2 protein-coding genes, 1 tRNA gene and 1 rRNA gene are annotated in these 12138 nt (G+C 36.8%); 1 reads left to right on the top strand and 3 read right to left on the bottom strand.

What is annotated here, in order from left to right:
* Positions 1 to 4149: 4149 nt before the first annotated feature.
* Together rrf and C3B55_RS02815 are read right to left on the bottom strand one after the other, a co-directional pair.
* A 5S ribosomal RNA gene (rrf, locus tag C3B55_RS02810) occupies positions 4150 to 4265 on the bottom strand.
* Positions 4266 to 4559: 294 nt separating this feature from the next.
* Positions 4560 to 4635: transfer RNA gene (locus C3B55_RS02815), tRNA-Ala, on the bottom strand.
* A gap of 837 nt (positions 4636 to 5472) precedes the next feature.
* On the opposite strand from C3B55_RS02815, the gene rhtA reads away from it, so the two are divergent.
* Positions 5473 to 6360, top strand: a complete 888-nt coding sequence (gene rhtA / locus C3B55_RS02820) for a threonine/homoserine exporter RhtA (protein WP_129211903.1) — start codon at positions 5473 to 5475, stop codon at positions 6358 to 6360.
* Positions 6361 to 7538: 1178 nt separating this feature from the next.
* Here rhtA and C3B55_RS02825 read toward each other — a convergent pair.
* A complete protein-coding gene (locus C3B55_RS02825; RefSeq protein ID WP_129211278.1) occupies positions 7539 to 9347 on the bottom strand; it encodes an aminopeptidase P family protein in 1809 nt (602 codons plus the stop codon).
* Positions 9348 to 12138: the final 2791 nt, after the last annotated feature.

The following is a 12138-nucleotide window of genomic DNA, read 5'->3' on the forward strand; positions in this document are numbered from 1 at the left end:
TGGCTAAGCGGTAATTTGAAGACTTATGCCTAAAAATATTTTTTAATATATTGTCTACTAATAAATAACTCAGCAATCTACATTGTGGCTTTATTCAAAATATTGCGGTATTAGAATCTTTGCATGTATCTGTTTTATATTGTCAGAAGCCACTAACTATTGACTAAAATTTTTTTATACGAGTATATCTATTCTATTTAGAGCAACAAAAAATCAAGAAATATAATACTGTAAACCTCTGTATACCTTGGTAACTAAGTATTAGAATAGTTGTACCTCGCACATATAGCTAATACTAGATAGCATATTAATGCTATACTGAATATACTTATCACCAAGTATTCAACTAAAGAGTTAGCTAAGCAGTTCTTAGCACATTACATCGACGAGATACTCGTTTTATTTTAAAATAAAATATATATAAACAAACCATATATTACTATTTAGGTTTAAGGTTATCCGACTTACCCTGCGATTTTAGCATCAGTAAACATTTTAAGAATCTTTGATTTCTGTAGTATGCATATGAATTGACTAGCTACATATCTATGTAGCGCTACTATTCTCGCATGAGCTATGCACTCACTAACTTTTATGCCTGCACAGAGTCTAAAAACATCTGCACTGCTTTATTAAACTAATCGCGCTTCACGGCATTTTTCAGGAAGAATATTGTGCGTTACAAAATCAGCCGTAGTGACCATTAAGCTTTCTGTGTAGGATTAGATAAATACTAGCAGCGTAACGTAGTAGGCTCTAGATGCTTAGGTAAATTTACTAGGCCTTCATAACAATGACACTACTAAATACTTGCATGAATGCAAATAGCTGCAGCAGCCAAGATTACAAATCTTTATTTATGTTAGGTATCTCCATTAGTGACTGTATTCTGTTAATCTTTAACGGTACAATAAAATATGTTTATTACAAGAATATAATGTAGTTTAACATCTTTTTTCACGCTTTCATCATAATACTAGCTACAACGTAACTATGATTAATTCTTGCCACAGTCTTGTAAGAGCAATCAGAACGCCTAATTCCGTATACCTTAGTATATAAGCTAACACATAATGTACATGCATTAGTACAACAGAGCCAAGTACGTTTGCATTAGACAAATATAATGAACAATCTAAAATAGATGAGAACCCCTTTAGTCAGGATAAGTACTACTTCTCGCAAACTATCTATAAACAATCTATAATATACTTTTTGTCGTGGTAGTAATAATCCTTAGCGCCAAACTATTAAAGTTTAGCTGTTATCCTACACCTCTAATCTGAAACTAAGAATTGATGTACTACTTCAGCAGAATCTGCACCTATGAATGTATTCATAGGTGCAGATGATTTTCTCAGTAAATTTATGCTTAAGTAAGATGTTACAATGGTTTAAATTAGTGCTATAACTCAGCTTAATCTCGATTATTTTAACTTGAGAATGACAAGCCTATCTGAAAAATACTTTGGATCAAAGCAGCTATCAAGAGTTCGATAGCCGAAGTAAACACTTCTACAAAAAATATAAAGAAACTATACTTTATTGGCATCATGCATAAACTACCTCAAATGGTAAATTTGTTTAAAGAGCGAACGCTATTCACGCTTTAAGCGGCACTGAAACTTATAACTAAAATGTTGAGTGCTGAATAGCTATAGGGCTTTTAAATAACCTAGATTACCACGTCACGACGTAAAACTGTTGCAGGTATATCACTGTTGCTAGTGTGGAGTAGCTGATATATTTAAAACCTAGGCTGTGAATATCAATGCACATACCTTCGGTATGTGCAGGTTTATATAGCGCTCATAAAGAATCTAACGCTAGGCTCAAGAGAAAAGTACTTATTAATTATTGTATGTTAGAAGAGCTGTTGGGGGGGCGAAGTAGTCTGGCAAATTGTTTCTACAAGGTATCGATATTGTCTAGAATTTAGTAGTTACGACATAATATAATAGTGAATTTGTAGTAGTTCATATAGACCTATAAGCTTGGAGGCACACTGTTTACCATTATTAATTAAGTTAACCCATAATAACAGCATCAGGAAAATAAGCTATCTAAATTGGATAACACACAAGTAGTGAAAATTGCATACTAACTCAGACAATGAGCAGGTTCATCATGATTTCTCGTTGTTAGTTTAGTTTAATTCTTAGGCCTGACAGCAAAGACAGAGTATTAATTAGAAGTACCCTAGATTCATAAATCTAGACTTAGCATACATGCAGCTGCTAGCGCTATTACTTAAATAGTTAAAGCCTAATAAAGCAGCATAATTTTCTTGGAGTATCTAACTAAAATAGACATATATAGCATTAATGCTTATCTGTATTAATTGTAATCATAGTTAAGATGCTGTCACATTCATTGAATATAATGCTGGGTAGCATATCTATGGTCAACTTACACCAGTATGTTGCGGACACCAAAGATATAGGTATTATTCTATTCTAGGTTTAAATGAGTTAGTGCGGTCTATGTTATCGCGTTTAACTGGATATACAGATTAACATATGCGTAAAACTGTTTAACGTTGCGAATATTTACTTCTAAAGTTATGGTAGTCATTGATCTAGAGCTGTGCTTATATTTATAAGAATTGTAGTAAAATAACACTTGGCTTCCATATCCAGAAGCGATCAGCTATTTCCAAACTTAGTAAGCGCTCAAGCCTTAACCATACTGCACAGACTAGTAACTACTGTATATTAGTTCAAGTAACTAGAATAAAAGCTATAGCAGCTACACTGATTGAGGTGCTTGAGTGTAGCATAAAAACTTATTTTATCTTTGATTAATTTTAATTCTTTTTTTTATGTACTGACAAAATACGGTATAGGTTGTCGGTTAGATTCCATGATCAATGTTATCAGCAGAGCGAAAAACTTTATATAGCTACCCAAAAACATATAATATATGCTACATTAATAATGTGCAGAGTAGAAAACATCTAATAATAACTGATGTATAGGTAAATTATATAGATACTTGAAATGTTAGCATATTTTATCGTTGTGATCTGTAGCTTTAATAAGCTTTGCTAGCAATATAAAACTTACTTACAGATACTTTTCTAGCTCACCATTAAGCTGGCGCATATCTGCCAGTCATTAGTCTATTGCACAACATAGCCGCAAACAGCAGTTTTGGCATGAAACAGCTAGCTTATACCCAAAACTTAGGTATTTTACGTGTTTTGTGTTGTATACTGCGATTTGTTTGAGCTTACTTTGTAAAACTTTAACTAAAATACTTAAACATTGACTTCTTTAGGCGCCCAACTGGCTATCAGTCCTAAGAAATAACTAGACAGTGCGCCGCTGGCTATCACCAGCTTTGTTATACGTGTAGATCTGCCAGGATCTATTAAATATCTTGCCTCAAGATATAAAAACAGTCTTGAGCGCAATACTTACGTTCAAAACTATTCCGCTTATCTTCGCAATGAGCACTAGATTTTTTTGGGGGATGGACAGCTATGCCTATAAATTTAAGTTAATCTGCATTTGCCTCAAAATACCTGCCTAGCTGACTATATTCAGGATACTTTTAACGCCAATACGACCAACGACAAAGTAGCTTGGTTGTCTTGGCGTTATATCTAGCTCCCACACATAAATAGTATCAATGTTACCTTGTACGAAAAAGTACAATGATAATATCAATTATCAGTAAATAAGCTAACTAACTGATAGCATTGTTTACTACTATGTGCAGTTTGCTAATCGCAGAGCAGTAAATATAATTTCGTGTAGTAGGATGCACCAGAGACTATGGCTGTTTCTAATGTAGAGTCTATTAAATTATAAATAATGACTAAATAAGCTAAAAGAAGTCGCATACGCTGCAATTTCTATAGCATTTCAAAAAAACACTAACGCAGACATAAATGGACATATTTACTACTAATGATATAAATAGATATGTTAATCTAAGACTAAAGGTTACTTAAACTACTTCTAAGCAGTACTGCGACTAAAACTCAAAGCAGTATCTAATGTTTCCACGAGATATAAATAACCAGTCCATGATTATAAAATATTAACAATGTTAACATACAAGCAAGCTTTGCTTATGCTTTTAAGCGATAGAAAAGCAGAACCCCTGCCTGCTAATAATGCAGGCAGGGGTTCTGTAATTTAATCTTGACGATGACCTACTCTTACATGGGGGAACCCCACACTACCATTGGCGATGCATCGTTTCACTGCTGAGTTCGGGATGGTATCAGGTGGTTCCAATGCTCTATGATCGTCAAGAAATTCTTGGTGCTGAGTCGCGATCAAACTAACTCTTTTCAGCAAATTATATACGTAACATAAAATGTTTCAATACCTAATGTAATTTACAAATTAATTATCTAAAGTTTTTACGACCTTTGAGAAGATTTTTTATTTTTTAAAGAGGTATTAAGATCTTAATAGGACGCTAACTAAAAAATAGTTGGTAGCAAATATAAACTGAACTATTTTGTAACTAGTATCGCTTTTATTGAGCAAAAGCATTGATGCTCTTTTTAGGTTTTCAATATAAATAAGTGTTCAGAAAAGTAGTGGTGGAGCCAAACGGGATCGAACCGTTGACCTCCTGCGTGCAAGGCAGGCGCTCTCCCAGCTGAGCTATGACCCCCCTGTCTTTTATACAGGTATTTTTACATAGACTAAAGGCATTGTTTTTTAATAATTAATATTATTTGTACTGAAACCTAACTCAAACAAAGCAGTTAATATTTTTTTAGCGCACGCTTTGTGCTTACTACTAAATTATTTTATTCTAAATGAATACATTTAATATTTATTTGCTAAATTATAGTAAAATTTGTTTGTATAGACAAAAAGGTGGTGTATATAAATGTTCGTACTATTTTAATTCATAATATAAACATATAAACTTATTTACTTAATGTGTAGTGCTGTATTTTTTAGAATATTTAGCCAGCTATTGTGGAGGTTTCTAATCTTAATTGTTAAAGAGCAGTCAGTTAAAAGTTTTTGTTTGCCAAATTTGACCTAGGTGCCACTACTATACATTAATAATCAAAATTGTCAAGCTTGACATGGCTATGCATAATACATAGTTTTAAATTCTTCCCCCCCCCCTTAAGCTAATAAGGGGTATCATATGCTACAAAATTATATAACTGTTGTCAACATTTATTTTCTCAATTTTTTCTTTTCTATTAATGAAAAGAAAAAATTGATTATAGAACCACACAACCCTGCTTTAGCTTTAGCGATTATTTGTAGGCTTAGCTAAACTGAATGTAGTTTTACTATCGTAGCTTACATATTTTGCTTATTCAGGATTTTTTTATTTTTTATACAACGCATATAGCACTTAAAATTATAAGTAGATATAATTTATAGTCAACACTTAATTTTGCTTTTGTATATTCAATATAGAGCCTAATGACAAGTATAATAGGCATTCTACTTCTTTACCATGACTTCGGACGAACCAACCCCAATGATCACCCCACCACGCAGCCTCCCCTCGAAATTATTTCCAGTTGGCTTGCTGCTGATCGCCATGATCTCCATTCAGTCCGGCGCTTCGCTTGCCAAGAGTATGTTCCCTGTTGTTGGCGCACAAGGCACCACTACCTTACGCTTGATTTTTGCTAGTGTAATCATGCTAATTCTATTACGCCCTTGGCGCGCCAAGTTGACAGCAAAATCGTTGCGCACAGTCGTTATCTATGGAATCGCGCTAGGTGGTATGAACTTCCTCTTTTATATGTCCTTGCGTACACTTCCCCTGAGCATTGCAGTAGCATTAGAGTTCACTGGACCGCTTGCCGTAGCTATATATGCTCTGCGCAAAGCGGTAGACTTCCTATGGGTTAGCCTAGCTATCATAGGTTTACTGTTATTAATCCCTACAGGAAAAACTGACAACACCATGGATCTGGTAGGGGTAGCTTATGCATTAGGTGCTGGCGTCTGCTGGGCACTATATATTTTGTTTGGCCAGAAGGCCGGCAATGATAATGGCGTGCAAACTGCAGCTTTGGGCGTCATGATTGCCGCCTTGTTTATTGCGCCAATTGGTATTGTGCATGCCGGTACTGCACTGTTGACACCAGCATTAATTCCTGTCGCTATAGGCGTCGCAATTCTATCGACTGCCTTACCGTATACTTTGGAAATGGTCGCGCTTACTCGTCTTCCTGCCCGTACCTTCGGCACCTTAATGAGCATCGAACCAGCATTTGGCGCTTTCTCCGGCTTATTTTTCCTACAAGAGCATTTATCTATTGCACAATGGCTCGCAATCATTTGCATTATTTTGGCATCAATTGGTGCTACACTGACGATGCGCAATGAATCCAAACCTTTAGCGTCGGCAAATTAATCGAAGGTAGTGGCAACATTTACTGTTCATTTAATCTACATTTTACATTATACATGAATCTTTTTTTTGGAGAAAAAACGAAACCCTGTAATCGAAAATAAATTATAGACCATTAAAATCTTTATCTGCAACATTAGCGTCAGACATACTTTGCTAAATTCTATAAGAAATCGCATACTAACTTGTTAATCAGCACTACTGCAAGATTGCATTGAAGTGCTTACTTGCCAAGTATTTGCTAAATGCAAAATGCGGTGTCTATATGCGTACGTAAGACATAATACAAGAATACAAGCCACTAGAAATATTGAATATATCGCTTGATTTAGTAATCAACAGTGCTAATTGATACTGGGTTAGTTGGCGAAAATTTTCTACGTCAATATGTATAAAAAAAGATCATGCAGATATACTTAAACCAAGAATAAATCACCGAAAACTTATCCATACCTGCACAAAAAGCTATCCATATGAAGTCTAGATCTTGAAGTTTGACCTCTACTATTTTTAAATAAATTAAAGTAAATAAGCTTATCCTAATAATAAAAAACAAAAGAAGAAGCAAGTACTGAATATAAGCAGAATCCTAGCATGCTGCTTCGATCTAGACACTTTAACAATGTGCACAACCTGCACTTAACCGCCATACGATACGTACTAAAACTAACGCATATTGGTATACCAATACTAACATCACTTAGTAGTGATTTCAAAACTACTATAAATGTTTCTCCAGATGTTATATTTAACTAAAAATTGTTACATCTTAGTCAGTTTTGCTAAAAATGTAATAGGTACTACAAACATAGTGCCAGAGTTTGTAACTGTGTTTCCTCAGCAATCAAAGAGCTAGAAGCGCTTTGATTGCTGACCTGGTTCACGCCATCTAGATTACATGCAAGATACTTAAGTGATCTTACTACCAAGCTACGCTTTTGAAGAAAGTGGATTTAAATCCAAAGGCATTATTGCCTATGGCTAATAAAAGTCGCCTTTCAGGACATAGCTAAACAAAGTATTGATAGAAACGTATCAGGTAAGTAAGCATGTTGATAGGCTATTTATTTGTTTTGCAGTCCATAACGTCTAAAATTAATGCGCAAAGCTCTTGGCTAAAGATTAATCACTAATAAACTTTGAGCATCAATTATGAGCAAATCCTAAGCACCGTTTACCAATTAAATGGCTACGGTATGTACCCGTAGCCATTTCAAGGCTACGCCACCAAGCAAAGGGCTCAAGCGTGCATACACTTCAGCATGGTAGGCGTTAAACCACTCGCGTTCATGTACAGTTAACAAGGATAGCTCTAGGCAACGAGTATCGATCGGACATAAAGTTAGAGTTTCGAACTTTAGGAACTCACCAAACTCAGTCTTTCCAGCTTTACGATTCAATACTAAGTTTTCGATACGCACACCCCAACGGCCAGGACGATAAGTGCCAGGCTCAATTGAGGTAATCATCCCAGGTAGCATAGCGGTTTGTGGTGTAGTTGCAGCACGATAGGCGATAACTTGCGGGCCTTCATGCACATTCAAAAAATAGCCTACGCCATGACCAGTACTATGGCCGTAGTCAATACCTTCAGCCCAGATCGGCGCACGAGCAATGGCATCCAACAATGGCGACAAAATACCCTTTGGAAAGCGCACACAGGACAGAGCAATTACAGCTTTAAGCACTCGCGTGCAGTCATGTTTCTGTTCCTCACTCGGTGTGCCAATAGGCACCATCCGTGTAAGATCCGTAGTGCCGCCAAGGTATTGGCCACCAGAGTCAATCAGGAGTAACCCATCACCTTCGATAAGAGCATTAGACGTTTTAGTAGCTTGGTAATGCGGCATTGCACCGTTAGCGTTAAACGCAGCAATGGTGTTAAAACTCAGCGACACATAATCTGGACGACATGTACGCGCAGCCGTCAGGTATTCATCAATGGTCAACTCAGTAATGCGTTCATAGCCTAAAGCACTGTCTAACCAGGCAAAAAATTCGCAAAGTGCTGCACCATCTTGCTCCATAACTCGGCGGATATGATCGGTTTCTGCCAAGCTTTTGCGCGACTTAGCCAAAGTGGTTGGATTCAGCCCTTCAACCAGCTTAACACCGGCAGTAAGGTTTTCTAGTAAACTGACAGACACCCGTGTCGGGTCTACTTGTAAGTTAGCACCAGACGGCACAGCACGTAACGCATTTGCCGTTTCGCTGTAGTCACGCAAGATCACGCCATCTAGTTCAAGCATTTTACGCAATTCAGCGTTGATCTTGCCCTGTGCCACAAAAAGAGTAACTTGTTTTGGGTTGATCAACACAAAGGACAAGAAAACTGGGTTAAACAAGACATCACTACCACGCAAATTAAATAGCCAGGCGATATCATCCAAGGTGGCAATAAAATGCCAGTCAACACCTTTCTCTTTTAAGCTAACGCGCAGGGCAGCAAGTTTGTCGCTAAAACTGATGGCTGCCTGCGGCGGCAGGTGTTGATAAATCGGCTGACTAGGAAAATCAGGACGATCTTGCCAGACTTCATTCAATACGTCAATATCAGTACGTAAGCGCGCGCCGCGTTTTGCTAGCTTATCGCCTAGGATACGCGCTGAGGCTGCGGAGATAACTGCACCATCTACTGCCACTACGGCGCCTGCCGGGGTTTGTTCAGACAGCCACTCAAACGGGTTGGATTGATCTGAGTGCAACTTTACTAGTTTGATGCCACTATTCTTTAGTTCCTTGATTGCCTGTTCCCAATAACGGCTGTCAGTCCATACACCGGCAAAATCAGCAGTAACAATCAATGTGCCAGCCGAGCCATAAAACCCAGAGAGCCATTGCTGTCCTTGCCAACAGTCAGGCAAGTACTCAGATAAATGCGGATCTGCCGACGGTATCAACAGGGTATGAATACTTTTGCGGTTCATCAGTTCACGAGTATGCGCCAGACGGTTGGGTATAGTTCCGTGGATTAAAAGCTGCGCACTCATCATGTCTCCTGCTAACAACACATAATTGTTGTATATTGTTAGCACAATTCATCAAGGCCAACAATGCCAATGTACTGGCATTGTTGGCCTTGATGAATTGTATTGTGTCATAGCTATTTCTTTGTATTCGTTGATAAATCCCGCCTAGGCTAGGACGGTATAATATATACCGCATGAAATACACTAGCAATCTTTTCTGAACAATCCAGCAGATGCTCACGCAAGACTATGGTAGCTGGTTTTACCTCAAGCGACAAAACTACGTTTACAAAATGAACGCAAGACTACCCTTTAAACTATACAGCTCATACACAAAAAACGACATAAAACCTACTAACTGCTCAGCTAAATCGATGAATACCTTGATTATAGTGCAGCACTAGATATGATAATATCTGCTATATTCATGCACCCAAGCAATAATGATAGTAATGTCTATCTAAAGCGCTCAATTCATTGTTTGCCGGCATGTAAAAAGATTCTACAAAGATCGCTTCGCGCAAAGCAATCGCTAACCGTTTTTTATGCTGCTGATGATATTTTTACTTCAAAGACACAAGAAGCCCTGAAAATATATAGGCGCATAACCTAGTAAACGCTGCAACCTAACAGTACACTTACTTAAACGTTTACTAGGTTATGCGCTCGAAAACTAAACGCAAAATTACTAAAGTTAGCGTAGATAGCCAGGATATTCGGTTATTGATTATATCAATCGTCACTCGTCCGCTAATGTTGTGGTGGCATAAAAGTATAGCTTTTTTTAAAAGAAGAAATCCTCAGGCCTTTTCGCTTGGTACCAACATAGATATCCACAGAGTGTCCACTGAACAAAATACGACAAAAACATTAAGAGAAATTTTTAAGTATAATCCGATTCGTAAAAATTCGGATGCTTTGGAGATTGCAATGAATATGTAAACTCAGCAACACTAAAAAACTTGCCACACTAATAGGCTACGGTACAGTAGACATTACATGAAACAATATTTTGTAGCAAAGCAAATACAGCAAATATTGAATCGAACCAAAAGTAGAGTAGACATAGAAGCAACATCTAAAAAGATTAGATGTGTTAATAGCTAAACCACCAGAAAATATCATTTTTAATATTAGCCGTTGCAGGAATAGCTAGATCAGTGAAGTAAAGCATATCTGGCAGCTCTAAAATTGTTATCTAAACACATAAAATTAGTGAAACCTAACGTTTAGCAAGCAAACTAAACTGAACAACAGATCCAACAATATATCATAAAGACATTTAATTAAAACTAAATTTTTTATAGACAACACACCTCAATATTTACTAAACTTAGCCTAGTTTGCTGGCTAATATATACTTTAATCCATATCTTGACATTTGCTTCCATTGCCACACACGCTGCATGATATCCAAAATATACACAAATTATGTTGCCGAAACGCCAACTGAAGGCTTTACCGTAGTGACAGCTAAACTATGTAGTTATGACGACAGCAGCAAGCCACGAGCACATGACAAGTACAACCACGCGAAACGCGCAATAGCCAGTGGCAGTGCAAATTAATAAAGATATTGAGCTTCAAGCGATTCCCAGTATCATGACCAACACATATGCCGCCAGTGCCAGCGTTGTATATCTTGGCACTAAACCAACATAACGCCATTACAAGCTTATAATGTTGGCTTTTTTCAAGTTAAGCGCACACTGAAGAATCCTTTCAATATACCTATTGGTGTTGAGTGTTTTTGATATAACTACCTTAGTTCCCGGAAACCTTTATTTATATCAACCCACCTAGTTTTACCTGTACAATATCGTTAATAGCATAGTACAGATCCGAAGCAGGTTTCCGAAAAGACTTTGCTGAATATATGCACTCCCTATAACTACCTGGTAATTTTATATGTATCCATGGTAGATTACCATACTTTCGGCATAATTGACATTACGTAAAAACAATAGCGATATGTACTGAGGCAAACAACTAAAATTGTTTTTTTCTAGTACTGCTGGAAATCTGCATAGATGGTGCAACGACCATTACTTAGAGCAACTCAAAGAATGAAGAAAATCACCATTAACGTATGTAGAAAGTTAATGGTAGCTGAACACTATATTACTCAAAAAAATTAATAAACTATTAACTAGCGAAACTTTAACTTATATTAGCTAGATGATGTAAATAACAATCCAAAAATTACTACATCGCATTAGGTTTATCGCATGGTTTTGTTTTGTCTTACTAGAAAACACCTCAAAAAACTAACTAGCTCCGTATTACTTTAGCTAAAGAGGTGCATCAGTATTCAGTTTAGTCTATCTGGTTGCTTCCATGAATTGTTTGGCTAACGTATAGCATGACTGCACGCAACTAAACTGACGAACATTGATAATGTAGACATGTAAAACAATGCGTAGCTTGATAACCACTAAATTTCATGAATGCGTCACTCTGTTTAGCCTATCAAGTTTAAGCGAGCAACCTCTGTTATATTAGTTTTTATTGACTTCAGTAAACAGTGACAGCACTCTCTTATAGCGACCCAGAAATCATGACTATAAGCTTATAAAAGCAGCATACTTCCGTGGTTTCTCAAAGCTATGTTTCTAACCACTCACTACTAGCATAACCATTGACTAGAAGAGGGTCGCCTCCGAACTACTGCACATTAAAACTATTAACGCTAGATTACCAATAACAAGCACACAGGAAATGCTTTTTATTGGTTAATAGAGTTTAAAGATATATCTAGATGCTCTACCTGCATTAAATGTTTAGTAGTTAATAATATGACGTAGCTCTCACA

It is taken from the genome of Candidatus Pseudomonas adelgestsugas (genome assembly GCF_004124255.1).
GTDB classification, from domain to species: domain Bacteria; phylum Pseudomonadota; class Gammaproteobacteria; order Pseudomonadales; family Pseudomonadaceae; genus Aquipseudomonas; species Aquipseudomonas adelgestsugas.